The following is a 26,147-nucleotide window of genomic DNA, read 5'->3' on the forward strand; positions in this document are numbered from 1 at the left end:
GGAGGATTGGAGCCTGGCGTCAGGCCTGGATGGTGGCCGCGGGGTTGATCACGCGGCCCAGGCCCAGGTTGCGCAGGGCGAGGTGCAGCGAACTGTGGATGACCTGCGGGTTGTCGAAGGTCATCAACTGGCCGAGCAGTTCGCGCGCCTTGGACAGCGTCATCTGCCGCAGCAGCCACTTCACCTTGGGCAGGTTGGTGGCGTTCATCGACAGCGAATCGAAGCCCATAGCCATCAGTAGCACGGCGGCCGCGGGATCGCCAGCCATCTCGCCGCAGATGCTCACCGGCTTGCCCTCGGCGTGGGCGTCGTCGACCACCTTCTTCAGCGCCTGCAGCACGGCCGGGTGCAGGTAGTCGTAGAGGTCGGCGACGCGCGGGTTGTTGCGGTCCACCGCCAGCAGGTACTGGGTCAGGTCGTTGGAGCCGACCGAGAGGAAGTCCACCTGGCGCGACAGCTCGCGGGTCTGGTACACCGCCGCGGGGATCTCCACCATCATGCCGATGGGCGGCATGGGGATGTCCACGCCCTCGTCGCGCACTTCGCCCCAGGCGCGGTGGATCAGGTGCAGCGCCTCTTCCAGCTCGTGGGTGCCGGAGATCATCGGCAGCAGGATGCGCAGGTTGTCCAGGCCCTCGCTGGCCTTGAGCATGGCACGGGTCTGCACCAGGAAGATTTCCGGGTGGTCGAGGGTAACGCGGATGCCGCGCCAGCCGAGGAAGGGGTTGTCTTCCTTGATCGGGAAGTAGGACAGCGACTTGTCGCCGCCGATGTCCAGGGTGCGCATGGTCACCGGCAGCGGATGGAAGGCCGAGAGCTGCTCGCGGTAGATGGCGAGCTGTTCCTTCTCGCTGGGGAAGCGGTCGTTGATCATGAACGGCACTTCGGTGCGGTACAGGCCGACGCCTTCGGCGCCGCGCTCCTGGGCGCGCGCCACGTCCGCCAGCAGACCGGTGTTGACCCACAGCGGCATGCGATGGCCGTCCAGCGTCTCGCAGGGCAGCTCACGCAACGCGGCCAGGCCCTTGCTCAGTTCCTTTTCCTCGGCGACCACGTCGCCGTACTGCTTGACCAGTTGCGGCGACGGGTTGGTGTAGATCTCGCCGTGATAGCCGTCGACGATCAGGTCGATGCCGTCGACCTTGGAATACGGCAGGTCGACCGCGCCCATGACGGTCGGGATGCCCATGGCGCGGGCGAGGATGGCGACGTGGGAGTTGCCCGAGCCGAGCACCGATATCAGGCCCACCAGCTTGCCCTCGGGCACTTCGCCGAGCATGGCCGGCGACAGCTCCTCGCTGACGATGATGGTCTGGTCCGGGTAGGAAAGGGTCTGCTTACGCTCTTCCTGCAGGTAGGCGAGGATGCGCCGGCCGATGTCCTTCACATCCGAGGCGCGCTCGCGCAGGTAGGCGTCGTCCATCAGTTCGAAGCGTTGCACGTGCTCCATCACCACCTGGCGCAGGGCGCCCTGGGCCCACTGGCCGGAGCGGATGATGCGCTTGACCTCGAGGCCGATGGAGGCGTCGTCGAGCATCATCAGGTAGACGTCGAACAGCGCGCGTTCTTCCTTGCGCAGCTGGGTGGCCAGCTTGCTGGAGAGGTTGCGCATGTCCACGCGGACCGCTTCCAGCGCCTGCTTGAACAGCTCGACCTCGGCCTCGACGTCGTCGATCGGCTTGTCCGGGACCACTTCCAGGTCGGCCGGCGGCAGCACCACCACGGCCTTGCCCACGGCCACGCCGGGCGCGCCGGGGACACCGACGAACTTGGCTTCGCTGATGCCCTTGCCGAGCTTGCCCAGGCCACGGATCGAACCGGTGGCCTCGGCGTGGGCGATCACGCCGGCGAGCTGCGCGCTCATGGTGACGAGGAAGGCTTCCTCGCCTTCGTCGAACTGGCGCTTTTCCTTCTGCTGCACCACCAGAACGCCCATCACCCGGCGGTGGTGGATGATCGGCGCGCCGAGAAAGGAGGCGTAGCGTTCCTCGCCGGTCTCGGCGAAGTAGCGGTAGCGGGGGTGTTCGGAGGCGTTCTCGAGGTTCAGCGGCTCCTCGCGGGTGCCGACCAGGCCGACCAGGCCCTCGTTCGGCGCCATGCTCACCTTGCCGATGGAGCGCTTGTTCAAGCCCTCGGTGGCCATCAGCACGAAGCGGTTGCTGTCGGCGTCCAGCAGGTAGACCGAGCACACCTGGGTGCCCATGGCCTCCTTCACGCGCTGCACGATGATGCCCAGCGCCGCCTTGAGATCCTTGGCGGAGTTCACTTCCTGGACGATCTTACGCAGCGTGTTGAGCATGGCTCGGGGTCTAACTCCTTGATCTCGCGTTCGCTAGTCGCGCGCCAGCAGGCGCGGTGCCAATTCCTTCAGGGCCCGGCGGTAGACCTCGCGCTTGAAGGTCACGACCTGTCCGAGCGGATACCAGTAGCTGACCCAGCGCCAGCCATCGAACTCCGGCTTGCCGGTCACGTCCATGCGCACCCGGCTCTCCTCGCCGGTCAGGCGCAGGAGGAACCATTTCTGCTTCTGCCCGATGCACAGCGGCTGGCTGTTGGTCCGCACCAGGCGTTGCGGCAGGCGGTAACGCAGCCAGCCACGGGTACAGGCGAGGATCTTCACATCCTGTTGTTCCAGGCCAATCTCTTCGTTCAACTCGCGGAACAGCGCTTCCTCCGGGGTCTCACGGGCATTGATGCCCCCCTGCGGGAATTGCCAGGCTTCCTGGTTGATGCGCCGTGCCCACAGTACCTGTCCGACATCGTTGCAAAGGATGATGCCGACATTGGGGCGAAAACCATCGGGATCGATCACGGCGGTACATCCTCGAAATCGCGTGTGCCCGCATTGTTCCACAAAGCTCGTGACAGCGGCAACGCGAGGCGCGGCATCATGGGCAGGGCCGGCAAAAGCCGTTACTCTAGGCGGCTTTCCAGCATTGGCAACCCTGGGTAATCCGACGTGCGACTGGCTCTCTTCGATCTCGACAACACCCTCCTGGCCGGCGACAGCGACCACAGCTGGGGCGAATGGCTGTGCCAGCGCGGCCTGGTCGAAACCGGCGAGTACCAGGCGCGCAACGACGCCTTCTATGCCGACTACGTCGCCGGCACCCTGGACGTGTTCGCCTACCAGGCCTTCACCCAGGCGATCCTCGGCCGCAACAGCCTGGAGCAGCTGGCCATCTGGCATCGCCAGTTCATGGATGAGGTCATCGAGCCGATCATCCTGGCCAAGGGCGAGGCCCTGCTGGCCGAGCACCGCGCCTCCGGCGACAAGCTGGTGATCATCACCGCCACCAACCGCTTCGTCACCGGCCCCATCGCCGAACGCCTGGGGGTGGACACGCTGATCGCCACCGAGTGCGGGATGCAGGACGGCCGCTACACCGGCCAGACCTGCGACGTGCCCTGCTTCCAGGGCGGCAAGGTGACCCGCCTGCAGCGCTGGCTCGGCGAGACCGGCCTGACGCTGGACGACTCCTGGTTCTACAGCGACTCGCGCAACGACCTGCCGCTGCTGGAGCTGGTGGCCAACCCCGTGGCCGTCGACCCCGACGACACCCTGCGCGCCACCGCCATCGAGCGCGGCTGGCCGGTGATCAGCCTGCGCGACTGAGCCCTCAGAGCGTCTTGCTCACCATCAGCTGGAAAATCGCCAGGAAGGCCAGGAACGCCGGCCAGCCCAGGACGAACCACCAGCGCATATAGAGGAAGGCCCGCGGCGGCAGCGCCGCACCGTCGCGGTGCGCCGCCTCGGCCATGTCGCGCACGCGGATCTGCAGCCAGACCACCGGCAGCCAGCAGGCGCCGGCGAAGACATACAGCGACAGGCTCGCGAGCAGCCAGCCCGAATCCAGCGGCCAGCCGGCGATATGCGCCATGGCGATGCCGCTCAGCGGCTGGAATACCGCCGTGGTGGCGATGAACAGCCAGTCGGCGGTGACCAGGTGGCGGAAGGTGACGCGGATCGCCTCCAGGCTGCCGCTGCGCCACGCCCGCCAGGCGTAGTAGGCCGAGCCCAGGCCGGTGCCGAAGAGCAGCGTGGAGGAAAGGATGTGCAGGGTCTTGAGCAGCAGGTAGAAGCTCACGAAACGCGCATCACACCGGCTTGCCGATCATCAGCGCCAGGATCGCGATCACGCACAGCAGCGCGAGGACGAAGAAGGCCAGGCCGAACTTCCACTCGCGCCCCGCACGCGCGGCGATCGGTTCGCCGCCGCCCTGTGCGGCCAGGGCCAGCTCGCGGATGCGCCACAGGCGGGTGGTGAACAGCAGCCAGAAGACGGTCGCGACGATCAGCAGGCAGGCGCTGCCCAGCAGCCAGCTCTGCCCCAGCGGCAGGCCTGCGCCATGCACCATCTGCCAGCCGGTGACCGGCAGGCTGGCGATGCTGCCGGCGACCAGCACCCAGCCGGCCAGGCCGATGCGCTGCAGCGCCGTGGCGATCTTTCCGGCGTCGCCGCCGCGCCAGCTGCGCCAGCCGTACCAGGCCAGGCCGATGATGGCGAGGAACGGCAGCACCGCCGCGACGCCGTGGAGGATTCGGAAGGTCTGGTAGCTTTCCATGGTCATGCGTTCCTGTGAACAATCCTGCGTTCAGCGAAGACTAGCACCCGCCGCGGCGGCCCCGCGCCCCGGCGTCAGCCGAGGAACAGGCGATAGGCCGGGTTGTCCGTCTCGTCCCAGTAGGGGTAGCCGATCTCTTCCAGCGCGGCCGCCACCAGGTGGCGCTCGTCTTCCGGCACCTGCAGGCCGGCGACCACGCGGCCGTCGGCGGCGCCGTGGTTGCGGTAGTGGAACAGGGTGATGTTCCAGCGCCCGCCCAGGCGGTTGAGGAAGTTGAACAGCGCGCCGGGCCGCTCGGGGAACTCGAAGCGGAACACCTGCTCGCCGCTGACCCGCGGCGAGTGGCCGCCGACCATGTGGCGGATGTGCAGCTTGGCCAGCTCGTTGTCGGTCAGGTCCAGCACCGGGAAGCCCTGCTCCTGCAGCTGCTGCACCAGCGCCGCGCGCGGGTCGTTCTCCGGGTGGGTCTGCACGCCGACGAAGATGTGCGCCTCGCGGTCGGTGTTGTAGCGGTAGTTGAACTCGGTGATCTGGCGCTTGCCGATGGCCTCGCAGAAGGCCTTGAAGCTGCCCGGACGCTCGGGGATGGTCACCGCGATGATCGCCTCGCGCTTCTCACCCAGCTCGGCGCGCTCGGCCACGTGGCGCAGGCGGTCGAAGTTGATGTTGGCGCCCGAGTCGATGGCCACCAGGGTCTGCCCGCTGGCGCTCTCGCGCTCGACGTACTTCTTGATCCCCGCCACCGCCAGCGCGCCGGCCGGCTCGGTGATCGAGCGGGTGTCGTCGTAGATGTCCTTGATCGCCGCGCAGATCTCGTCGGTGCTGACGGTGATCACCTCGTCGACGTACTCCCTGCACAGGTCGAAGGTGTGCTGGCCGATCTGCGCCACGGCGACGCCGTCGGCGAACAGCCCGACCTGCCCGAGGACCACGCGCTCGCCGGCGGCCATGGCGGCCTGCAGGCAGTTGGAGTCGTCCGGCTCGACGCCGATCACCTTGATCTCCGGGCGCAGGTACTTGACGTAGGCGGCGATGCCGGCGATCAGGCCGCCGCCGCCGACCGGGACGAAGATCGCATCCAGGCGCCCCGGGTGCTGGCGGAGGATTTCCATCGCCACCGTGCCCTGGCCGGCGATCACTTCCGGATCGTCGTAGGGGTGGATGTAGACGTAGCCCTTCTCTTCCACCAGTTTCAGCGAATACGCCAGCGCCTCGGGGAAGGCATCGCCGTGCAGCACGGCCTTGCCGCCGCGGGCGCGCACGCCCTGCACCTTGAGCTCCGGCGTGGTGCGCGGCATCACGATGGTCGCCTTGACCCCCAGCTCACGCGCCGCCAGCGCCACGCCCTGGGCATGGTTGCCGGCCGAGGCGGTGACCACGCCGCGCGCCAGTTCCTCCGGGGTCAGTTGCGCCAGCTTGTTGTAGGCGCCGCGAATCTTGAAGGAGAACACCGGCTGCAGGTCTTCGCGCTTGAGCAGAATCTGGTTGCCCAGGCGCTCGGAGAGCTGGCGGGCGGGCTGCAGGGGCGTTTCCACGGCAACGTCGTAGACGCGCGAGGTGAGGATCTTCTTGACGTATTGTTCGAGCATCGGGAGGGCTACATCGGCGGCTTTTTCGAGGATTTGCGAGTCTACTCCAGGCACCGCCGGGCGGGCCACCGAACAATCCGCGCGCAGATGACCATAACAGTTGCCCGGCGGCGCAACACCGAGGCGCCCGCGGCCGCTATAATTCGTCGCTTCCCACCTTCCCGGGCGCCCGCCGCGCCGACCATCCAGAAGACAGTCCGCCATGAACCAGGATCAGCTCAAGCAGGCAGTGGCCCAGGCCGCCGTCGACCACATCCTTCCGCACCTCGACAGCCAGAGCATCGTCGGCGTGGGCACCGGCTCCACCGCCAACTTCTTCATCGACCTGCTGGCCAAGCACAAGGCCGAATTCGACGGCGCCGTGGCCAGCTCCGAAGCCACCGCCGCGCGCCTGAAGGGCCACGGCATCCCGGTCTACGACCTGAACACGGTCAGCGAGCTGGAGTTCTACGTCGACGGCGCCGACGAGACCAACGAGCGCCTGGAGCTGATCAAGGGCGGCGGCGCCGCGCTGACCCGCGAGAAGATCGTCGCCGCGGTGGCCAAGCAGTTCATCTGCATCGCCGACGCCAGCAAGCTGGTACCGATCCTCGGCGCCTTCCCGCTGCCGGTGGAAGTCATCCCCATGGCCCGCAGCCACGTGGCCCGCCAGCTGGTGAAGCTGGGCGGCGACCCGGTGTACCGCGAGGGCGTGCTGACCGACAACGGCAACATCATCCTCGACGTGCACAACCTGCGCATCGACAGCCCGGTGCAGCTGGAAGAGGCGATCAACAACATCGTCGGCGTGGTCACCAACGGCCTGTTCGCCGCGCGCCCGGCCGACCTGCTGCTGCTCGGCACCGCCGAAGGCGTGAAGACCCTCAAGGCCTGAACCGCCGGGGCGCCATCCGCCCGATGACGCCCTGCATTTCGCGCGCGACCGTCTACGCTGGTGGTTACCTTCAACCCAGCGGAGAAACGGCATGGCCGGCAAGTACCATCTCAAGAAGGCCAGTGATGGCCAGTTCCACTTCAACCTGCACGCCAGCAACGGCGAGATCGTGCTGACCAGCGAGCTGTACAAGGCCAAGGCCTCGGCGCTGGACGGCATCGAATCGGTGCGCAAGAACTCCCAGCGCGACGGCGCCTTCGAGGTGAAGCCGTCCAGCAACGGCAAGCACTATTTCGTGCTCAAGGCCACCAACGGCCAGGTCGTCGGCCAGAGCCAGATGTACGCCAGCCAGGCCAGCGCCGAGGCCGGCGTGGCGGCGGTGAAGCGCTATGCGCCGGAGGCTGTGCTCAGCGACGAGGCCTGAGGCGGCCGCGAAACCGGCAACAGGCTCGTGCGAAACGGCCTGGAGTCGAGCTGCAGGCGCCGCGGGGCCGAAGATGCCTCCGGCGCCTGATGCGCCAATGCCTCCAGGCAGGCCTGCGGGTCGTCCAGCGGCAGCTCGCCCAGCACGCCCAGGGGCAATTCCCACCAACGGCTGGCCAGCAGCCTCTCGATCATCTCGGGTTCGAAGCGGTAGCGGATCACCCGTGCCGGTGTTCCAGCGACGATGGCATAGGGCGGTACATCGCGATTGATCAGGGATTGCGCGCCAATGATCGCCCCCGTACCGATCTCGACGCCGTCGAGGATCAGAACATCACGGCCAATCCAGACGTCATGACCGATCACGGTCGGGCGGCAGGGATGGTCGCGCTTGATCGGACGCTTGATCAGCTTGGGGTTGGAGGCGAAATGGTGGGTGGTCAGCCAGTCGATGGGATGCGACTGGCGCGCCTGGCCGATGACCACCTTGGTGGCGATCGAGCAATAACGGCCGATACGCGACACATGGCGGAATTCGACGCCGCTGACGATATCGGTGTAGGCGCCGATTTCCAGCTCCCGGGAGAAGATCGCCGCCTTGCCGATCTTCACGCCCGGCTCCAGGATCAGCCGCGCACCGTCGCGCAGTGACTTGATGCCGCCGGCCAGGCGGCATTGGTGGCTGTCGAGCGCCTTTTTGAGGCGTCGGTTGATCAGGGCTTCCTTGATGATGTTCATGGCCGCTCCCGAGGTAACGCCACTGATTTTGGGGGCGGCAACTGTATCCCTTTTGTCACTCCGACTCCATGTCCGCCACCGGCTTGCGGAACACGTAGAAGAGGTTCGGTTCGCTGACCAGATACAGCGTCCCGCTGTCGTCCAGGGCGATGCCCTCGGCCTGCGGCACGCTGCGCCGTAAGCCCTGCATGCCGCGCAGCAAGGACAGCGAACTGATCGGATCACCATCGGCGCTCAGCTCCAGCACCAGCCGGGATTCATCGGAGAGCGCCAGCAGGTGGCCGCTGCGCTCGTCGTATTGCAGGCTGGAGAGATCGCGGACGAACAGGTTGCGGTTGTACTCCGAGCTATCCACGACATGGACGGCAAAGGGCTGTCCCTCCTGCACCTGAGGAAAGCCGCGGACCTCGTAGATTCGGACCGGGTCGCGTTCTTTGGCAACGAAGAGGCGCTTGCCGACTGAGTCATAGGCGAGTCCCTCGAAGCCCTTGTTACCGGCCTTGCCCAACTTCAGGGACAACTGCTGGGCCTGGCTGGCGTCGAGATGCAGCGTTTCGTCGGTCAGGACAACCCGGAAAAGGCGCTGGCGGCGCTCATCACTGAGCACGTAGACACCCTTGCTGATGTACTCGATAGCTTCGGTGTCGCCAAAATCTTCCAAGGTGATCTTGCGCAGCACAGCCCCCTCGAGGGATAGCTCGATAATCTGCGCAGGCTGATTGGTCACGGTGAACAGTGTCTGGCGGTCCGGGTCGAAGGTCAGCGCCGAGACATCATCGTCCAACCCATGAATGGGCTGAGCCTCCAGCACGACGCGGTAATCAGGTAGCCAGAGAGACTTTTCCTGCCACTCAGCGGCATGGCGCCACTCCTTGAATATGAACCAGCCACGCTCGTAGACATGGAAGCTCTGCTCCAGGGCAATCAACATGGCCAAGGCAATCAACGACAGAAGCAGAACAAGGCGACGGGGTTTGAGCAGGCGGCGCATGGATGGCTCGATAGGATCAGTCTGACAGTGGAGTTTCGCGGGAGCCGCTGAAGCCTACCTTAACGGCTGCGTAGGACTTTTCTGCAAGCTAGAGTGAGTTAAGCGCAAGCCCCGTCGACCGTTGCGAAAGGTTATCCGATGGCCACGTCCCTGCTTCCCGAACAACGCGCGCAAGCCACCCTGCACACCGTGGTGCTGGCCACCGAGGTGCTGCATCACGCGGGCATACCGCGCCAGCGGCTGCTGGAGGGCAGCGGCATCGACGAGGCGGACCTGCTGACCCCACAGAAGCTCATCACCCATGCCCAGGAACTGCGGGTCTTCGCCAACGCCCTGGGCTGCCACCACGACCCGGCGCTGGGCCTCTACCTCGGCCTGCGCATGCATGTCTCGGCCTACGGCATCCTCGGCTACAGCATGCTCGCCAGCCCGACCCTGCGCGATGCGCTGCAACTGGCACTGGCCCTGCCCGACCTGCTCGGCACCTACTTCCGCCTGGCCCTGGCGCCGCACGGCGACGAGGTGCGGCTGACCGCCGACGGCTACCGCTACGCGCCGGAGCTGACGGTGTTCAACACCGAGCTGTGCCTGACGTCATTGCTCACGGTGATCCGCGACCTGCTCGGCGAGTCGGTGCGCCCGCGCCGCCTGCTGCTGGCCTACCGGCCGCCGCTGCACGCGGCGACCTACACCGAACGCCTGGGCTGCCCGGTGGAGTTCGGCGCGCCGACCAGCGCGCTGTGCTTCAGTCCGGCGCTGCTCGACCGCCCGCTGCCGCTGGCCGATCCGGTGAGCTGCCACCACGGCGTGCAGCAGTGCCTGCGCATGAGCGCGACGCTCAGCAGCCGCGGCGACGTGATCGAACAATTGCGCCAGCACCTGACCAGCCACCTGCAGGACAGCGCCAGCCTGGACGCCGTGGCGCGCCACCTGCACCGCTCCACCCGCACCCTGCGCCGCCACCTGCAGCAGCACAACACCAGTTACCAGCAGGTGCTCGACGAGGTGCGCTTCGACCGCGCGCGGCAGCTGCTCAAGGACACCGACCTGCCGATCTACCTGATCGCCGAGCAGTTGGGCTACAGCGAGACGGCCAGCTTCCGCCATGCCTTCCAGCGCTGGAGCGGGGCGAGTCCGAGCCTGTATCGGGGCTGATCCCTGGAGTGCTTTTCGTAGGATGGCGTGGAGCGAAGCGATACCCATCAGCCCGGCACCGACAGCATGGGTATCGCTTCGCTCCACCCATCCTACGAGCGTGCCAGAACCGGTCATTCCTGCCTGCGCGCGCGCCTTGAGCCGTTGCAAACAGCGATCCCCCGACGCCCGAAATCCGACCTTCCAGAGGGCATTTTCAACTTGGCCTGATTTATCCCTTATTGGCCTGATCTATCGTTCTGCGCGTCCCGGCGCTTGGTCATTATCAATCCGCAGCTAGGTGAAACGGCCCAAGAAACCGTAAAACCTCAACAATAACAACTGCTTAACTGCATGGTACCAGCATGACCAGCGCGATCACCATCGAGCGGATATGCATGGAGTTCGGTACACCCGGACAAGGCCTCAAGGCCCTGGACGACGTGTCACTGGAAATCCGCGCCAACGAGTTCTTCACCCTCCTCGGGCCTTCGGGCTGCGGCAAGACCACCTTGCTGCGACTGATCGCCGGTTTCGAACAACCCTCCTCCGGCAGCATCCGCCTCTACGGCGATGCGATGGAAGGCCTCCCGCCCTTCCGCCGCCCGGTCAACACCGTGTTCCAGAGCTATGCCCTGTTCCCGCACATGACGGTGGCGCAGAACATCGCCTTCGGCCTGGAAATGCAGGGCAAGAGCCGCGGCGACATCGACGCCACGGTGCAGAAGATGCTCGACCTGGTGCGCCTGCCGGACGTCGGCTCGCGCCGCGCCGACCAGCTCTCCGGCGGCCAGCAGCAGCGCATCGCCCTGGCCCGCGCGCTGGCCAGCCGGCCCAAGGTGCTGCTGCTCGACGAATCCCTCTCGGCGCTGGACCTCAAGCTGCGCAAGGAGATGCAGATCGAGCTCAAGCGCCTGCAGCACGAGACCGGCATCACCTTCATCTTCGTCACCCACGACCAGGAAGAAGCCCTGACCATGTCCGACCGCATCGCGGTGATGAGCCGTGGCAAGGTCATGCAGATCGGCACGCCGACGGAAATCTACGAGGCGCCGGTCAACCGCCTGGTGGCCGACTTCATCGGCGAGACCAACTTCCTCGAAGGCGAATCCAGCGGCGACAACGTGCGCCTGCCCGACGGCCAGCTGCTGCCGGCCGCCACCACCGTGCCGGGCAAGGTGACCCTGGCGATCCGCCCGGAGCGCACCGAGCTCGCCCACGACGGCCAGCTCGAAGGCGTGGTGGAGAACATCGTCTACGTCGGCACCGACACCGTGTACCACCTCAACGTCGCCGGTCAGGGCGGCTTCCGGGTGCGCCAGCAGAACCGCGACGGCGCCCTTTCCACCCACGCGCCCGGCGCGCGGGTGCGGGTCCGCGTTCCCGCCACCGCCATCCGGGTGCTGGCCGAATGAGTACGCTGCGCGCCCAGGCCGAGCGCAGATCGCTGTTCAACCGCCTGGCCCTGACCAGCCCGGCGATGATCATGCTGGTGGTCCTCCTCGTGCTGCCGCTGGGCATCATGTTCGCCGTGTCGATCCAGGCACCGGGGGACTACGGCGGCGTGAAATGGGGCCAGCACACCGTCGAGGCCTACATCAACTTCCTCTGGGAACGCGACCTGGACGACAGCCTGGCGTTCAACGCCGACTACCTGGGCATCTTCCAGCGCTCGTTCTGGCTGTCGATCCTGACCACCCTGGGCTGCCTGCTGATCGGCTTCCCCACCGCGCTGTACCTGGCGCTGCAGGACGAGCGCCGGCGCAACCTGCTGCTGTTCCTGGTCACGGTGCCGTTCTGGACCAACCTGCTGGTGCGCGTCTACGCCTGGATGCTGCTGCTGCGCAACGGCGGGCTGATCGACGAGGGGCTGCACGGGCTGGGCTTTTCCAATGCCTCGCTGGGCATCCTCTACACCGACAACGCGGTGATCATCGGCCTGCTCTACACCTACCTGCCGTTCATGGTCCTGCCGATCTACACCAGCCTGGAGAAGATGGACTGGCGCCTGGTGGAGGCCGCCTTCGACCTCGGCGCCAACCGCTGGAAGGCGCTCAGGCGGATCATCATCCCGCTGTCCATGCCCGGCATCGTCGCCGGCTGCATCCTGGTGTTCATCCCCTCGCTGGGCAGCTACATCATTCCCGAGCTGCTGGGAGGCGGTAAGTCGCTGATGATCGGCAACCTGATCCAGCTGCAGTTCGGCACGGCGCACAACTGGCCGTTCGGCGCGGCGCTGTCCTTCGCCCTGCTGGCCTTCGTGCTGCTGGCGATGCTGATCTACAGCATGAGGTTCAAGCAGGGCGCCAATGGAGGTCATCCATGAAGTCGGCCAACCCGCTCTGGAGTTTCACCGGGGTCAGGCCCGCCGCCTGGCTGTTCTTCGCCTTCCTCTACATCCCGATCATCGTGCTGGTGGTGCTGAGCTTCAACAGCGGGCAGTCGGCGACGCTGTGGGAGAGCTTCAGCCTGAAATGGTACGCGGTGGTGGCGGACGACCCGGAAATCCTCCGCGCGGCGAAGAACTCGCTGATCGTCGCCAGCCTCGCCACCGTCATCGCCACCACCCTGGCCACCCTTGCCGCACTGGGCATGCGCGGCCGGGGGTTCCGCGGGCAGACGCTGATGAGCGGCGTGCTCGGCCTGCCGCTGCTGGTGCCGGAGATCGTCACCGCGGTGGCGACCCTGATGTTCTTCGCCTTCATCGGCCTGAAGCTGTCGCTGTTCACCATCCTGCTGGCGCACATCGTGTTCTGCATCCCCTTCGCCTACCTGCCGATCCGCGCCCGCCTCGAAGGCATGGACCCGCGCCTGGCCGAAGCGGCGGCGGACCTCTACGCCTCGCCCTGGAAGACCTTCTGGAAGGTGACCTTCCCGCTGCTGATGCCGGGCATCCTCTCCGGCGCGATGCTGGCGTTCATCATCTCGATGGACGACTTCGTCATCACCTACTTCGTCGCCGGCGCCGGCGCCACCACCTTGCCGGTGTACATCTTCAGCTCCATCCGCATGGGCATTTCCCCGAAGATCAACGCCATATCCTCAATAATACTGTTGATTTCCATCGCGTTCGTTGCGTTGTCGTACTACGTCGGCCAGCGTCGCCGCTGACCTCCTGCCGCCAATCAAAACAACATTGCAAGGAGCTTCACCGATGAAATTCCGCCGTACCCCCATCGCCCGCACGATCCTCGCCGCCAGCCTGCTGCTGGCCGGCAGTGCCCATGCCGAGGGCACGCTGCACTTCGCCAACTGGTCCGACTACTTCCCGCCGGACCTGCTGAAGAAATTCGAGAAGGACACCGGCATCCACGCCACCCTGGACTCCTACGACAGCAACGAAACCCTGCTGGCCAAGCTCAAGGCCGGCGGCGGCGCCTACGACGTGGTGGTGCCGTCGGACAGCTTCATCGAGATCTTCGTCAAGGAAGACCTGCTGCAGAAGCTCGACAAGGCGCAGCTGCCGAACCTGGCCAACCTCAAGGAGAAGTTCCGCAACCTGAGCTACGACCCGGGCCACGACTACTCCGTGCCCTACCTGTGGGGCACCACCGGCTACAGCTACGACAGCGCCCAGGTCCCCGGCGGCAAGCTGGACGAAAGCTGGAAGCCGTTCTTCGAGCCGCCGGCCGAGCTGAAGGGCAAGGTGGTGGCGCTCAACTCCATCGAGGAACTGTACGCCCCGGCGTCCTACTACCTGGGCGTCAACGAATGCACCGAGGACCCGAAGGAAGCAGCGAAGATCCAGGACCTGCTGCTCAAGCAGAAACCGATGCTGGCCATGTACAACAGCGACGGCACCATCGAGCGCATGGCCGCCGGCGAAGTCTCCATGCACCAGCAGTGGAACGGCGCCTTCCACCGCGCCCACGCCCAGCGCGGCAGCCTGGTCTACGTCTATCCCAAGGAAGGCGTGCGCCTGTTCATCGACAACCTGACCATCCCCAAGGACGCCACCAACATCAAGGAAGCCCACGCCTTCCTGAACTGGATGATGCAGCCGGAAAACATCGCCCTGGCCTCCAACTTCGCCAAGTACAACAACGCCGTCGAAGGCTCGGACAAGTACATGGACAAGGAGCTGTTCGACGACCCGGCGATCAACACCCCGGCCGAGAAGCTCGACCGCCTGAAGGCCTTCCAGCTGTGCTCGCCCAAGGCGCTGCAACTGCGCTCCAAGGTGTGGACCAAGCTGAAGAAGTGACCCGCAGGACACCCGGCGCGGCGGTGCGCGCCGGGTGTTCCCTGACAGGAAAGCTGGCCATCTCGATCCCTTTTTGACCCTTTGCGAGGTTCTGCGGGGCCACCGCCGGTTGCTAGAGTCGGATGGCTCGCGCAGGGGCCGGCTGGCAAGGCGGCCAGCTCCGGCGCCACCGCAAGTGGCGCGGAAGACCCCGAGGGAACGCGAGCGCGTCATCCACAAGAACAATATCCCGAGAGCGCCCATGACCAGTTTTTGCGTCACCCCGCAGCACAGCCCTTCATTCCTCGCCCGTCGTCACCGCAGCGGCTGATCCGCCGCCCGACGACCGCCGGACGGCCACCGACCGCCGGCCCATCGCGCGCCCTGCAAGCGCCACGACAATCGCGAGGAATCCCCCATGGCCAGCCAATACAGCGCCAGCACCACACACACCACCCAGGGTGACGCGGCCTTCGCCGACGCCCGCCTGAAACGCGTACTGGGGCTGCCCGCCCTGGTCTTCTTCGGCCTGGTCTACATGGTCCCGCTGACCATGTTCACCACCTACGGCGTGGTCACCGAGATGACCGGCGGGCGCACCGCCACCTCCTACCTGATCACCCTGCTGGCGATGCTGTTCACCGCCGCCTCCTACAGCTTCATGGTGCGCAAGTACCCGATCGCCGGCTCCGCCTACTCCTACACCAGCCTGAGCTTCGGCCCGGCGGTCGGCTTCCTGTCCGGCTGGTCGCTGCTGCTCGACTACCTGTTCCTGCCGATGATCAACTACCTGCTCATCGGCCTGTTCATGAACATCGCCTTCCCGGAAATCCCCGCCTGGGTCTTCGTGGTCGCCTCCATCGCCCTGGTCACCGTGCTCAACGTGGTCGGCATCAGCCAGGTGGCCGGCATGAGCAACCTGATCGTCGGCGCCCAGCTGGTGTTCATCCTGGTGTTCGTGGCGATGTCGCTGAACAGCCTCGCCGGCGGCCCCGCGCTGGACATTTCGGTGGCCTTCACAGGCGACGGCAGCAAGCCCGGCTTCGCCCCGCTGATGGCCGGCGCCGCGGTGCTCTGCCTGTCGTTCCTCGGCTTCGACGCGGTCTCGACCATGGCCGAGGAAACCCGCGACGCGCGCCGCGACATCCCGCGCGCGATCATCATCACCACGGTGATCGCCGGCCTGCTGTTCACCCTGCTGGCGGTGATCAGCCAGCTGGTGTTCCCCGGCAGCGTGTTCCAGAACGCCGACTCGGCGGCCAACGAGGTGATGCTCAAGGCCGGCGGACAGTTCCTCGCCAACGTCTTCACCGCCGCCTACATCGCCGGCTGCATCGGCTCGGCGCTGGCCTCGCAGGCCTCGGTGTCGCGCATCCTGTTCACCATGGGCCGCGACGGCATCCTCCCGCGCAGCCTGTTCGGCACCCTGCACGCGCGCTTCCAGACCCCGGTGGTGGCGATCCTGGTGGTCTCGGTGATCTCCCTGCTGGCGGTGGTGCTGGACCTCACCACCCTGGCCTCGATGATCAGCTTCGGCGCCCTGGTGGCCTTCTCCGTGGTCAACCTGGCGGTGATCCGCACCTACCTGGGCGTCGAGCGCCGCCGCGGCGCGGCCAACCTGCTGAAGTACGGGCTGGTTCCCTTCGTCGGCCTGTGCCTGACCCTGTGGCTGTGGACCAGCCTGTCGCAGCTGACCCTGATCGTCGGCCTGGGCTGGTTCGCCGTCGGCTTCGCCTACCTGGCGGTGCATACCGGCGGTTTCCGCCGCAAGGCGCCGAGCGTGAACTTCGAGGAAAACCCCTGACCCGCTGTCCGTCCCCCGGCCGGGGGGCGGACCCGCCCCGAAAACCGGAACCCAGCGGGCGCCACCCGGCGCCATGAGGAGCGCGTGATGTTGACGATCTACACCGACGACCATCGCTTGCACCACGGTCAGCACGAGCTGATCGGCGGCCAGTTCACCCCCTGCTTCGAGAAGCCCAGCCGCGCCGACATGGTGCTGGACCGGGTCAAGGCGGTGCGCCTCGGCGACATCCAGGCCCCGCGCGACTTCGGGCTGGAGCCGATCCTGCGGGTGCACGACGAAGGCTTCGTGCGCTTCCTGCAGCACGCCTGGCGCGACTGGCTGGCCACCGGCCGGACCCACGACATGCTGCCCATCGCCTGGCCCACCCGGCGCCTGCGGCAGAAAGAGCCCGACAGCATCGACGGCCGCCTGGGCTACTACTCCCTCGACGCCGGCGCGCCGATCACCGCCGGCACCTGGGCGGCGATCACCAGCTCGGTGAACGTCGCCATGACCGGCCAGGCCGAACTGGCCAAGGGCGCGCGCTCGGTGTTCTCCCTCTGCCGCCCGCCGGGACACCATGCCTCGGCGGACTTCATGGGCGGCTACTGCTTCCTCAACAACGCCGCCATCGCCACCCAGTCGATCCTCGACCAGGGCGCCAGCCGCGTGGCCATCCTCGACGTGGACTACCACCACGGCAACGGCACCCAGGACATCTTCTACGACCGCGCCGACGTGCTGTTCACCTCGATCCACGGCGACCCGCGCTTCGAATACCCCTACTTCCTCGGCTACGCCGACGAGAAGGGCCAGGGCGTGGGCGAAGGCTTCAACTTCAACTACCCGCTGGCCTCGGGCAGCGACTGGTCGGTGTGGAGCCTGGCGCTGCAGGCGGCGATCCGGCAGATCTCCGCCTACAGGCCGGACGTGCTGGTCGTGTCGCTGGGCGTGGACACCTTCAAGGACGACCCGATCTCCCAGTTCAAGCTGGACAGCCCGGACTACCTGCGCATGGGCGAAGCCATCGGCAGGCTCGGCCTGCCGACCCTGTTCGTCATGGAGGGCGGCTACGCGGTGGAGGAGATCGGCATCAACGCCGTGAACGTGCTGCAGGGTTTCGAAAGCATCGGCTGACGCAGCTCTTGTAGGAGCGAGCTTGCTCGCGAACCCCGGCAATCCGCCGATGCCCCGGTGCGCCCGGGACGATCTTTCGCGAGCAAGCTCGCTCCTACAGAAAAGCGCAAAACAAAAAGGCCGCGCCGGGATCGCTCCCCGCGCGGCCTTTTCATGGCTGTCGCTTACTGCAGGACTTCGACGCGGTCCACGTCGATCTCGACGCCCTTGCGCTCGTGATCCACTTCGCCGGTCAGGCGCACCCGGGTGCTTTCCGACACCGAAGCACCGGCCGGCCAGTCGTCGTCGTCGATTTCCACCTGAATGGTTCCGGTGGCGTCGCGGAACTCGTAGTGCTCGCCGCGCAGGCGCTTGACGATGGTGCCTTCGAGAACCGCCGGGGTGTCATCGCGGGCCGCCATGGCGTCCTTCACGGTGGTCACCTGGCCGGCAGGCGCCGGACGGGCGGCGTCGCTGCCCGGGCCGGTGTAGCCGGCGGCCAGGGTGAGGGTGGAGAACAGGCCTGCGGCGGCGATCAGGGGGAGATGACGAAGTTTCATGAAGGAGCCTCCTGGGGCGTTTTCGATGGGCTCAGCATAGTGTTGCCTGCCTGAACCGACGCTGAATTCAGGCTGAACCCAGGCTTAAACGCCCCACGCCCCCTGCTTCAGGTCAATTTCCCCCGGCTTGCTCCGGCTCGCGCTTGAACACGTAGAACAGGTCCGGCTCGCTGACCATGTAGATGGTGCCCTGGCCGTCGATGGCCACGCCCTCGGCGCGCGGAATCCGCTCGTGCAGGCCGTTGAGGCCGCCGAGCAGGCTGATGAAGCTGACCGGCTCGCCCTGTTCGTCCAGCTCCAGCAGCAGGTGCGACTCCGCCGACAGCACCAGGGTGTGGCCGGTGCGCGGATCGATGCTCAGCGCCGACAGGTTGGTCATCGGCAGGTCGCTGGGCAGCGGCCGCAGGGCGCCGCTCAGGCCCGGGCCACCATCGCTGGGCAGGCTGAACAGCGCCAGCGGGCCACGCTCCTGGCCGAACAGCAGGCGGTGCTGGCGCGGGTCCCAGGCGATGCCCTCGATGCCCTTGTTCTTGGTCCCGCGCGGCCCCAGGTCGAAGCTGGACAGCTTGCCGGTGCTCAGCTCGCGGGTCTGCGGGTCGACCTGGAAGATGGTCAGGGAATTCTGTCGTTCGTCGGTCACGGCGACATTGCCGCTCTCCAGCACCGCCACGCCCTCGGGGTTGGACATGCCCAGCAGCGGGATCACCCGCAGCACGTCGCCGGTCAGCGACAGCTCGGCGAGCAGCGGCTTCTTGCCGGTGACGGTGAACAGGGTGCCGGTCACCGGGTTGTAGGCCAGGTCGGAGGCTTCCTGGCCTTCGAGGCCGCCGGTGAGCTGCTTGGCCTGGATCACCGCGCGGTAGCCCGGCAGCCAGACGCTCTCGGTGCGCTCCTGCGTGCTGGCGTCCTGCTCGCGCAGCCAGAGACGGGCGCGCTCGTCCCAGTGGAAGCGCTGGGTCAGCACGGCGAGCACGATCAGGAGCAGCAGCAGCGCCAGCAGCAGCCAGCGGGGACGAAGCGGGGAAATGGTCATGGCGACTCTTGTTGGCAGGCACGGACAAGGCATCCCGCGATACACGAAGGCCGCACAAACGGCGGCCTTCGGCGGGACAACGGTTTAAAGCACGCGGCTTTCGAATCGACTGGCGCCGGGAAGTTCCAGCACCAGCTCATTGCCGCTGGAAAGCGGGCCGACGCCGACCGGGGTGCCGGTGGACACCACATCGCCCGGCTGCAGCGAGAAGTGCCCGCAGATGTGCTGGATCAGCGGCACGATGGGGTTGAGCATGTCGCGGCTGTTGCCGTCCTGGCGGACTTCGCCGTCGATGCTCAGGCGGATGCCGATGTCGGTCGGGTCCGGGAAGTGGTCGGCGCTGACGAAGGGCGCCAGCACGAAGGCGCCGTCGAAGGACTTGGCCAGCTCCCAGGGCAGGCCCTTCTCCTTCAGTTTGGCCTGCACGTCGCGCAGGGTCAGGTCCAGCGCCGGGGCGTAGCCGGAGATGGCGTCCAGCACTTCCTCGGCGCTGGGCTTGCGCGACAGCGGCTTGCCGATCAGCACGGCGATCTCCGCCTCGTAGTGCACCGCGCCGCGGTCCTCGGGAATGGCGAAGCCGCCGGCCGGCGGCACGGCGCAGGAACCGGGCTTGATGAACAGCAGCGGCTCGGTCGGCACCGGGTTGTTCAGCTCCCTGGCGTGCTCCGCGTAGTTGCGGCCGACGCAGACCACCTTGCCCAGGGTGAAATGGATCGGGGTGCCATCGACATACTGATGCTGGTAACTCATGACCGACTCCTGCAACGGATGGAAGAGATGACCCGCGCAAGGCTCGCGGCCCCGCGCGGCGCCCGCATCCCGGCGGTGCCGCACACCCGGTCCGTGGGCGCTGAACGTGCGAAGGGCCGGAATGACCGGCCCTTCTGGATAAGACGCCTTACTCGGCGAAGATCTTGCCGGGGTTCATGATCCCGTTCGGATCGAACACCGCCTTGACCGCCTTCATGTAGCCGATTTCAGCCTCGGAACGAGAGTAGCCCAGGTAGTCGCGCTTGGTCATGCCCACGCCGTGCTCGGCGGAGATCGAGCCGTTGTACTTCTGCACGGTCTCGAACACCCACTTGTTGACGGTCGCGCACTTGGCGAAGAACTCGTCCTTGGTCAGGTTCTCGGGCTTGAGGATGTTCAGGTGCAGGTTGCCGTCGCCGATGTGGCCGAACCACACGACCTCGAAGTCGGGGTAGTTGGCTTCGACGATGGAATCGATGTCCTTGAGGAAGGCCGGGACCTTGCCGACGGTCACCGAGATGTCGTTCTTGTACGGGGTCCAGTGGGAGATGGTCTCGGAGATGTACTCGCGCAGCTTCCACAGGTTCTGCAGCTGCTGCTCGCTCTGGCTCATCACGCCGTCCAGCACCCAGCCCTGCTCGACGCAGTGCTCGAACACCGCCAGGGCCTCGTTGGCCACTTCCTCGGTGGTCGCCTCGAACTCCAGCAGCGCGTAGAACGGGCAGTCGGTGTCGAAGGCCGGCGGCACGTCGCCACGGGCCATGATCTTGGCCAGGGCCTTGTCGGAGAAGAACTCGAAGGCGGTCAGGTCGAGCTTGCTCTGGAAGGCGTGCAGCACCGGCATGATCGAGTCGAAGTCGGCGGTGCCGAGGACCATCGCGGTGAGGTTCTTGGGCATCCGCTCCAGGCGCATGGTGGCCTCGACCACGAAGCCCAGGGTGCCTTCGGCGCCGATGAACAGCTGGCGCAGGTCATAGCCGGTGGCGTTCTTGATCAGGTCCTTGTTCAGCTCCAGCAGGTCGCCCTTGCCGGTGACGACCTTCAGGCCGGCCACCCAGTTGCGGGTCATGCCGTAGCGAATGACCTTGATCCCGCCGGCATTGGTGCCGATGTTGCCGCCAATCTGACTGGAGCCGGAGGATGCGAAGTCCACCGGGTAGTACAGCCCGTGCTCTTCGGCGAAGGTCTGCAGCTGCTTGGTGATCACGCCCGGCTGGCACACCACGGTGCGGTCGAACTCGTTGAATTCCAGCACCTTGTTCATGTAGTCGAAGGCCACGACCACCTCGCCATTGGCGGCGACGGCGGCGGCGGAGAGGCCGGTGCGGCCGCCCGAGGGTACCAGGCCGACCTTGTGCTCATTGGCCCAGCGCACGATGGCCTGGACCTGCTCGGTGCTCCTGGGGAAGGCGATGGCCAGCGGTGCCGGGGCGAAATGCTTGGTCCAGTCCTTGCCGTAGGTCTCGAGGGAATCGGCGTCGGTCAGCAGCTTGCCGGGCTCCAGCAGGGGCTTGAGCGATTCGATCAGGGCTTCGCGGGTCATCGGGGGAACTCTCAAAGGATTCATGGTCGTCCTGAGAACAGCTCAGGTCGCAACCGGGCAAGGAAAAGGGAGAACATGCTAGCATACGCACCCCACGCAGATCGCCACTTGGCGCCGAGCTGCCTGGCACCGGCCGGCACGGCCAGGGCTGTTCATTTTCTCGCCACATCCCGGGACTCAAAGCAGATGAGCAAGACTTCTCTCGACAAGAGCAAGATCAAATTCCTTCTTCTTGAAGGCGTGCACCAGAACGCCGTCGACACCCTCAAGGCCGCCGGCTACTCCAACATCGAGTACCTCAAGACCGCGCTGTCCGGTGACGAGCTGAAGGAAAAGATCGCCGATGCGCACTTCGTCGGCATCCGCTCCCGCACCCAGCTGACCGAAGAAGTCTTCGACGCCGCCAAGAAGCTGATCGCCGTCGGCTGCTTCTGCATCGGCACCAACCAGGTGAACCTGAACGCCGCCCGCGAGCGCGGCATCGCGGTGTTCAACGCGCCCTACTCCAACACCCGCTCGGTGGCCGAGCTGGTGCTGGCCGAGGCCATCCTGCTGCTGCGCGGCATCCCCGAGAAGAACGCGTCCTGCCACCGTGGCGGCTGGATCAAGTCGGCGGCCAACTCCTTCGAGATCCGCGGCAAGAAGCTGGGCATCGTCGGCTACGGCTCCATCGGCACCCAGCTGTCGGTCCTCGCCGAAGCCCTGGGCATGCAGGTCTACTTCTACGACGTGGTCACCAAGCTGCCGCTGGGCAACGCGCAGCAGGTCGGCTCGCTGCACGACCTGCTGGGCATGAGCGACATCGTCTCGCTGCACGTGCCGGAACTGCCGTCCACCCAGTGGATGATCGGCGAGAAGGAAATCCGCGCCATCAAGAAGGGCGGCATCCTGATCAACGCCGCGCGCGGCACCGTGGTCGAGCTGGACCACCTGGCCGCCGCGATCAAGGACGAGCACCTGATCGGCGCCGCCATCGACGTGTTCCCGGTCGAGCCCCGGTCCAACGACGAAGAGTTCGAAAGCCCGCTGCGCAACCTGGACCGCGTGATCCTGACCCCGCACATCGGCGGCTCCACCGCCGAGGCCCAGGCCAACATCGGCCTGGAAGTGGCCGAGAAGCTGGTCAAGTACAGCGACAACGGCACCTCGGTGTCCTCGGTCAACTTCCCGGAAGTGGCCCTGCCGTCGCACCCGGGCAAGCACCGCCTGCTGCACATCCACGCCAACATCCCGGGCGTGATGAGCGAGATCAACAAGGTGTTCGCCGACAACGGCATCAACATCTCCGGCCAGTACCTGCAGACCAACGAGAAGGTCGGCTACGTGGTGATCGACGTCGACGCCGAGTACTCGGACCTGGCGCTGGAGAAGCTGCAGCACGTCAACGGCACCATCCGCAGCCGCGTCCTGTTCTAAGAGCCGGCGGCAACGAAAAAGGGAGGCCTCGGCCTCCCTTTTTTCATGGTGCCCCGCCCGTGTCGGCGCGCGGCCCATTCGCGAGCGAGTTCGTTCCTACGAAGATCACTTCACGATAACGGTGATGGTCTGCGACTCCACCGGCGGCTCCAGCGGCACGTGGCTCTTGTCGCCCACCAGCAGCTGCAGGGTGTGCTTGCCCGGCGGCAGGGTCACTTCGGTCTCGGTCTGGCCCTTGCCGAAGTGCTTGATGTGGTCGGTCACCGGCAGCGGCTGGTTCATCGCCGGCTGCTCCTTCAGGTCGATCAGCAGGTGGTGGTGGCCGGTGGCCGGCGAGTCCACCCCGGCGGGGGCGACGCCCATGCCCTTGAGACCGAACTTGACCACGAAGGTCTTGTCGACGGTGGCGCCGTCGGCCGGCTCGATGAAGTACACCTTGGCGCCTTCCGGGGCCGGGGTGCGCGGCAGGTCGGCGGCAATCGCGGATGCAGCGGCGAGCAGCGCGGCGAGGCCGAGGCAAGGCAGCTTGGTTCTCATGTGTGTCTCCTTCTTCACGGGATTCGGAAGGCGAACGGCCCGCTCAGGCCGGGTCCGCCTCCCGCATGGAACGAACAAGCATAGGCGCCAGGGCGGGCGGCTCAAGGAAAACCGCGCCTTTTCGGAAAGGTCCTAGCCTCCGGCCTCCAGCCCGGCCAGGCAGACCGCAGCGGCGTCCAGCTCCTCCTCGCTGAACACCAGCACGCCCATGCGCTTGAGCGCGGCGGCGGTGACGCCCTCGCCCAGCACCCGGCGGCCGCTGAAGCTGCCGTCGTAGTTCTCGCGGTGGCCGCAGGACGGGCTGCGCGCCTTGAGCACCGCCAGGCGGATGTCGTGCTGCTGCACCAGCGCCACCGCTTCTTCGGCGCCCATCAGGAAGGCACGGCTGACGTCCAGGCCATCGACGGTCACCACCGCCGCGGCGCGCTCCAGCACGGCCACGCCCTGGCCGCCGGGAATCTCCGCCGGCGCGCGGGGCGTCGGCAGGCCCCCGGCCACTTCCGGACACAGCGCCACCACGCGGCCCTGGGCCTGCCAGCGCGCCAGCAGGTCGAACGGGCCGTGCGCGCCACCGTCGTAGCGAACGCGGTGTCCGAGCAGGCAACGGCTGACGAGAACCTTCTGCATGGGCCAATCACTCCATTTCGAATCGTCACAGACTAGCCGCTCGACTTCCCCGGGTCACGCGGGGTAACAGGATGTTCATCGCCGACCCGCCGGTGGCGCTTCCAGGCCCGCCGAAAGTCTGGACGCGCGGCTGCCACCGCCCGTCGGCGCGATTCCACGGCACAACCTTTGGCGGGAACCGCCGTGCGCCACTGGCCGTCCGGGCGGCGCCTGACCAGACTGGCGCACCGGCCAATCGCCTCGGAGTTCCAGCATGTCCCGCCTGCTCATCCTGTCCGCGGCCGTCGCGGCGCTCTTCCACCTGCCGGCCAGCCAGGCCGCCCTCGAAGCCCTCGACAACGAGAGCCTGGGCGCGGTCGCCGGCCAGGACGGCCTCAGCCTGCGCGCCGACCTGCTGGCGCACATCGGCAGCGCCGCCTGGAACGACGAGGGCGGCAGCGTCTCGCTGCGCAACGTGTATATCGACAACGGCTGCCTGAGTGCCGCCGACTGCCCGAACGGCCGTGGCGGCAGCCTGCCCTACGGCGCCGCGCAGTTGGGCCTGAGCCTGCCGATCTTCGGCGTCGAGCAGCCGACCCTGAAGATCGACGTGGTGCGCAACGCCGGCGGCACCCAGCAGCTGGCCCTGACGCTGCCGGACCTCACCACCATCAACCAGCAGCTCAATGCCAGCGGCCTGCCGGCGCAGACCATCCGCGTGCGGGTGAAGGGCGATCTCTACATCGGCGACGGACGCCTGGGCACGCTGGAGGTCCGCGATATCCGCGACATCAGCGGCACCCTGAAGGTCTGGGGGCACTGAGCCGGGGCTCAGAAGGACGAATCACCGCGCCGGCGGAACCAGCCGGTCAGCGACAGCCGCTCATGGCTGGCCGGCAGCACCTCGTGGGGGAAGTCGCCGGAGAGGAACACCAGCAGGCGCCCGCCCAGCGGCGGCAGGTCCAGCGTCCGCTCGTCGGCCAGGTACATGCGCAGGGCGCCGCCCTGCGCCTCCGGCCAGTCGCGGTTGAGGTAGAACACCGCCGTCACCGTGCGCCGGTCGTCGTCGCGGAAGCGGTCCAGGTGTTTCTGGTAGAAGGCGCCGGGCGGATAGAGGGCGAAGTGCCCCTCGAAGTCTTCCAGGCCGAGGTACAGCGAGCGGTTGATCTGCCGGCGCAGCTCGTCCAGCACCTGCAGGTAGAGGTCGCAGGCCCCGGACTGGCCGGGCTCGAGCCACTGGATGCGGTCGCCGCGAATGCCCTCGCGCACGGCCTGCCCCTCGCCACGGCCGATGGCGGCGGCGGCCAGCTTGCCGGCCGAGTCGCGGGCACGGCATTCCCCCGCCAGCGCGGCGATCAGGGCATCGGGAAGGAAGGCATCCTGCTGCGACCAGCCCTTGTCGGCGAGGTCGTCAACGATGCGCTGCAGGGGGAGAGCGTCGATATCGAGGTCCATGGCGCATTGTAACGTCCGACGCCAGTGGCTCGACAAGCGGGGCAAGCCTTGCCGACAATAGCCCCCGGCGAGCGAACCCTGCCGCCCACAAGGAGTTGCAATGCGCGTACTGCTGGCCCTCTCTCTTCTGCTACTGGGCATGCCTGCCCTGGCCGACAACTACCAGCGCCTCTACCAGGCCGCCGGCTGGCCCGAGCAGCGCGCGCACTTCAATGACGCCCTGCACGCCGCGCAGCAGCGCTACCAGGGCAACCTCCCGCCGGCGCTCTACCAGACCCTGGTGGACAACAGCAACCGCCGCTTCGCCGCCGCCGACATCGACCAGCGCGCCCTGGGCAGCCTGCGCCAGAACCTGCCCGACAGCACCCCGGCGCTGAACTTCTTCGAATCCCCGCTGGGGCGCAAGGTCACCGCCGCCGAGACCTTCGCCACCCGCAACGACCAGTTGCTCAAGTACGCCCGTGGCCTGCCGCGCCAGCAGGCCAGCGATGCCCGGCGCCAGCTGGTGCAGCGCCTGGGCCGGGTGCTGCCGGCCCGCGAGGCCGGCGCGGAGGTCAGCCTGGCGCTGGCCAGCGTCGCCGCCGACAGCCTCAGCCAGATGCTCCCCGGCCTGCTCGGCGCCGGACAGACCCAGGGCATGCTCGACGGACAGCGGCAGAAGCTGATGGGGCAGATCGGCGCCGACCTGGACAACACCCTGCTCTACGTCTATCGCGAGCTGAGCGACGCCGAACTGGCCCAGTTCGCCGCCTTCAGCGAATCGCCGGCCGGGCGCGACTACTACCGTGCCGCGCTGACCGCCGTGCGCGCCGGGCTGGCGGCTTCGTCCGGCGAGCAGTGATCGCCC

General features: G+C 66.9%; 27 protein-coding genes. 13 read left to right on the forward strand and 14 right to left on the reverse strand.

Going from position 1 to position 26,147, the window contains the following annotated elements:
- Positions 1 to 19: 19 nt before the first annotated feature.
- Together ptsP and AC3B6A_RS25840 are read right to left on the reverse strand one after the other, a co-directional pair.
- Entirely contained in the window at positions 20 to 2,299 is a 2,280-nt protein-coding gene (gene ptsP, locus AC3B6A_RS25835) for a phosphoenolpyruvate--protein phosphotransferase (RefSeq protein WP_488399944.1), read from the reverse strand.
- Between the two features lie 33 nt (positions 2,300 to 2,332).
- Entirely contained in the window at positions 2,333 to 2,812 is a 480-nt protein-coding gene (locus AC3B6A_RS25840; RefSeq protein WP_488399945.1) for an RNA pyrophosphohydrolase, read from the reverse strand.
- Positions 2,813 to 2,959: 147 nt separating this feature from the next.
- Between AC3B6A_RS25840 and AC3B6A_RS25845 the strand changes: the two genes are divergently transcribed.
- Positions 2,960 to 3,616: a histidinol-phosphatase gene (locus tag AC3B6A_RS25845; protein ID WP_488399946.1), complete on the forward strand. Its 657-nt coding sequence runs from the start codon at positions 2,960 to 2,962 to the stop codon at positions 3,614 to 3,616.
- Positions 3,617 to 3,620: 4 nt separating this feature from the next.
- On the opposite strand, the gene AC3B6A_RS25850 is transcribed toward AC3B6A_RS25845, so the two are convergent.
- The 3 genes from AC3B6A_RS25850 to ilvA all read right to left on the reverse strand — a co-directional run bounded on the left by AC3B6A_RS25850 (position 3,621) and on the right by ilvA (position 6,155).
- Positions 3,621 to 4,088 (reverse strand): DUF2269 family protein, encoded by a 468-nt coding sequence (locus tag AC3B6A_RS25850; RefSeq protein ID WP_488399947.1) that lies wholly within the window; start codon positions 4,086 to 4,088, stop codon positions 3,621 to 3,623.
- A 10-nt stretch (positions 4,089 to 4,098) separates the two neighbouring features.
- A complete protein-coding gene (locus AC3B6A_RS25855) occupies positions 4,099 to 4,566 on the reverse strand; it encodes a DUF2269 domain-containing protein (protein WP_488399948.1) in 468 nt (155 codons plus the stop codon).
- Positions 4,567 to 4,640: 74 nt separating this feature from the next.
- Positions 4,641 to 6,155, reverse strand: coding sequence for a threonine ammonia-lyase, biosynthetic (gene ilvA, locus AC3B6A_RS25860; protein WP_488399949.1), 1,515 nt, complete (start codon positions 6,153 to 6,155; stop codon positions 4,641 to 4,643).
- Positions 6,156 to 6,357: 202 nt separating this feature from the next.
- Between ilvA and rpiA the strand changes: the two genes are divergently transcribed.
- Positions 6,358 to 7,029: a ribose-5-phosphate isomerase RpiA gene (rpiA, locus tag AC3B6A_RS25865; RefSeq protein ID WP_488399950.1), complete on the forward strand. Its 672-nt coding sequence runs from the start codon at positions 6,358 to 6,360 to the stop codon at positions 7,027 to 7,029.
- Positions 7,030 to 7,120: 91 nt separating this feature from the next.
- Positions 7,121 to 7,453, forward strand: coding sequence for a YegP family protein (locus tag AC3B6A_RS25870; protein ID WP_488399951.1), 333 nt, complete (start codon positions 7,121 to 7,123; stop codon positions 7,451 to 7,453).
- On the opposite strand, the gene AC3B6A_RS25875 is transcribed toward AC3B6A_RS25870, so the two are convergent.
- A complete protein-coding gene (locus AC3B6A_RS25875) occupies positions 7,417 to 8,190 on the reverse strand; it encodes a CatB-related O-acetyltransferase (RefSeq protein WP_488399952.1) in 774 nt (257 codons plus the stop codon). The genes AC3B6A_RS25870 and AC3B6A_RS25875 overlap by 37 nt on opposite strands.
- Positions 8,191 to 8,245: 55 nt before the next feature.
- Positions 8,246 to 9,181, reverse strand: a complete 936-nt coding sequence (locus AC3B6A_RS25880) for an SdiA-regulated domain-containing protein (protein ID WP_488399953.1) — start codon at positions 9,179 to 9,181, stop codon at positions 8,246 to 8,248.
- Positions 9,182 to 9,319: 138 nt separating this feature from the next.
- On the opposite strand from AC3B6A_RS25880, the gene AC3B6A_RS25885 reads away from it, so the two are divergent.
- The 7 genes from AC3B6A_RS25885 to AC3B6A_RS25915 all read left to right on the forward strand — a co-directional run bounded on the left by AC3B6A_RS25885 (position 9,320) and on the right by AC3B6A_RS25915 (position 17,421).
- Positions 9,320 to 10,336, forward strand: coding sequence for an AraC family transcriptional regulator (locus AC3B6A_RS25885; RefSeq protein WP_488399954.1), 1,017 nt, complete (start codon positions 9,320 to 9,322; stop codon positions 10,334 to 10,336).
- Between the two features lie 344 nt (positions 10,337 to 10,680).
- The gene (locus AC3B6A_RS25890) at positions 10,681 to 11,730 is read left to right on the forward strand and encodes an ABC transporter ATP-binding protein (RefSeq protein WP_488399955.1); all 1,050 of its coding nucleotides are present in this window, start codon (positions 10,681 to 10,683) and stop codon (positions 11,728 to 11,730) included.
- On the forward strand, positions 11,727 to 12,641 hold the full coding sequence (locus tag AC3B6A_RS25895) for an ABC transporter permease (RefSeq protein WP_488399956.1): 915 nt from the start codon (positions 11,727 to 11,729) through the stop codon (positions 12,639 to 12,641). Before AC3B6A_RS25890 ends, AC3B6A_RS25895 begins: the two co-directional genes overlap by 4 nt.
- The gene (locus tag AC3B6A_RS25900; protein WP_488399957.1) at positions 12,638 to 13,426 is read left to right on the forward strand and encodes an ABC transporter permease; all 789 of its coding nucleotides are present in this window, start codon (positions 12,638 to 12,640) and stop codon (positions 13,424 to 13,426) included. Before AC3B6A_RS25895 ends, AC3B6A_RS25900 begins: the two co-directional genes overlap by 4 nt.
- A 43-nt stretch (positions 13,427 to 13,469) precedes the next feature.
- Entirely contained in the window at positions 13,470 to 14,519 is a 1,050-nt protein-coding gene (locus tag AC3B6A_RS25905) for an ABC transporter substrate-binding protein (RefSeq protein WP_488399958.1), read from the forward strand.
- A 397-nt stretch (positions 14,520 to 14,916) separates the two neighbouring features.
- Positions 14,917 to 16,302 (forward strand): APC family permease, encoded by a 1,386-nt coding sequence (locus tag AC3B6A_RS25910; protein WP_488399959.1) that lies wholly within the window; start codon positions 14,917 to 14,919, stop codon positions 16,300 to 16,302.
- 87 nt (positions 16,303 to 16,389) lie between these two features.
- The gene (locus AC3B6A_RS25915; protein WP_488399960.1) at positions 16,390 to 17,421 is read left to right on the forward strand and encodes a histone deacetylase family protein; all 1,032 of its coding nucleotides are present in this window, start codon (positions 16,390 to 16,392) and stop codon (positions 17,419 to 17,421) included.
- Positions 17,422 to 17,585: 164 nt separating this feature from the next.
- Here the strand turns inward: AC3B6A_RS25915 and AC3B6A_RS25920 are convergent, their stop codons facing one another.
- From AC3B6A_RS25920 to AC3B6A_RS25935, 4 genes are all read right to left on the reverse strand, one after another.
- On the reverse strand, positions 17,586 to 17,960 hold the full coding sequence (locus AC3B6A_RS25920) for a NirD/YgiW/YdeI family stress tolerance protein (RefSeq protein ID WP_488399961.1): 375 nt from the start codon (positions 17,958 to 17,960) through the stop codon (positions 17,586 to 17,588).
- 112 nt (positions 17,961 to 18,072) lie between these two features.
- Positions 18,073 to 18,993, reverse strand: a complete 921-nt coding sequence (locus AC3B6A_RS25925; protein WP_488399962.1) for an SdiA-regulated domain-containing protein — start codon at positions 18,991 to 18,993, stop codon at positions 18,073 to 18,075.
- A gap of 84 nt (positions 18,994 to 19,077) precedes the next feature.
- A complete protein-coding gene (locus tag AC3B6A_RS25930; protein WP_488399963.1) occupies positions 19,078 to 19,743 on the reverse strand; it encodes a fumarylacetoacetate hydrolase family protein in 666 nt (221 codons plus the stop codon).
- 148 nt (positions 19,744 to 19,891) lie between these two features.
- Positions 19,892 to 21,286 carry a D-2-hydroxyglutarate dehydrogenase gene (locus AC3B6A_RS25935; RefSeq protein ID WP_488399964.1) on the reverse strand — a complete coding sequence of 465 codons (1,395 nt, stop codon included), beginning with the start codon at positions 21,284 to 21,286 and terminating at the stop codon, positions 19,892 to 19,894.
- A 186-nt stretch (positions 21,287 to 21,472) separates the two neighbouring features.
- Here AC3B6A_RS25935 and serA point away from each other — a divergent pair, with 186 nt between their 5' ends.
- Positions 21,473 to 22,702 (forward strand): phosphoglycerate dehydrogenase, encoded by a 1,230-nt coding sequence (gene serA, locus AC3B6A_RS25940; protein ID WP_488399965.1) that lies wholly within the window; start codon positions 21,473 to 21,475, stop codon positions 22,700 to 22,702.
- Between the two features lie 105 nt (positions 22,703 to 22,807).
- On the opposite strand, the gene AC3B6A_RS25945 is transcribed toward serA, so the two are convergent.
- Together AC3B6A_RS25945 and AC3B6A_RS25950 are read right to left on the reverse strand one after the other, a co-directional pair.
- Positions 22,808 to 23,239: a DUF4399 domain-containing protein gene (locus AC3B6A_RS25945; RefSeq protein WP_488399966.1), complete on the reverse strand. Its 432-nt coding sequence runs from the start codon at positions 23,237 to 23,239 to the stop codon at positions 22,808 to 22,810.
- A 132-nt stretch (positions 23,240 to 23,371) separates the two neighbouring features.
- Positions 23,372 to 23,866 (reverse strand): 2-thiouracil desulfurase family protein, encoded by a 495-nt coding sequence (locus AC3B6A_RS25950; RefSeq protein ID WP_488399967.1) that lies wholly within the window; start codon positions 23,864 to 23,866, stop codon positions 23,372 to 23,374.
- A 253-nt stretch (positions 23,867 to 24,119) separates the two neighbouring features.
- Here AC3B6A_RS25950 and AC3B6A_RS25955 point away from each other — a divergent pair, with 253 nt between their 5' ends.
- The gene (locus AC3B6A_RS25955) at positions 24,120 to 24,668 is read left to right on the forward strand and encodes a DUF6160 family protein (protein ID WP_488399969.1); all 549 of its coding nucleotides are present in this window, start codon (positions 24,120 to 24,122) and stop codon (positions 24,666 to 24,668) included.
- Between the two features lie 8 nt (positions 24,669 to 24,676).
- On the opposite strand, the gene AC3B6A_RS25960 is transcribed toward AC3B6A_RS25955, so the two are convergent.
- The gene (locus tag AC3B6A_RS25960; protein WP_488399970.1) at positions 24,677 to 25,300 is read right to left on the reverse strand and encodes a 2OG-Fe(II) oxygenase; all 624 of its coding nucleotides are present in this window, start codon (positions 25,298 to 25,300) and stop codon (positions 24,677 to 24,679) included.
- 100 nt (positions 25,301 to 25,400) lie between these two features.
- Here AC3B6A_RS25960 and AC3B6A_RS25965 point away from each other — a divergent pair, with 100 nt between their 5' ends.
- A complete protein-coding gene (locus tag AC3B6A_RS25965) occupies positions 25,401 to 26,141 on the forward strand; it encodes a hypothetical protein (RefSeq protein WP_488399971.1) in 741 nt (246 codons plus the stop codon).
- The last annotated feature ends 6 nt before the right edge of the window (positions 26,142 to 26,147 follow it).

The organism is Pseudomonas sp. B12(2026), from assembly GCF_057767015.1.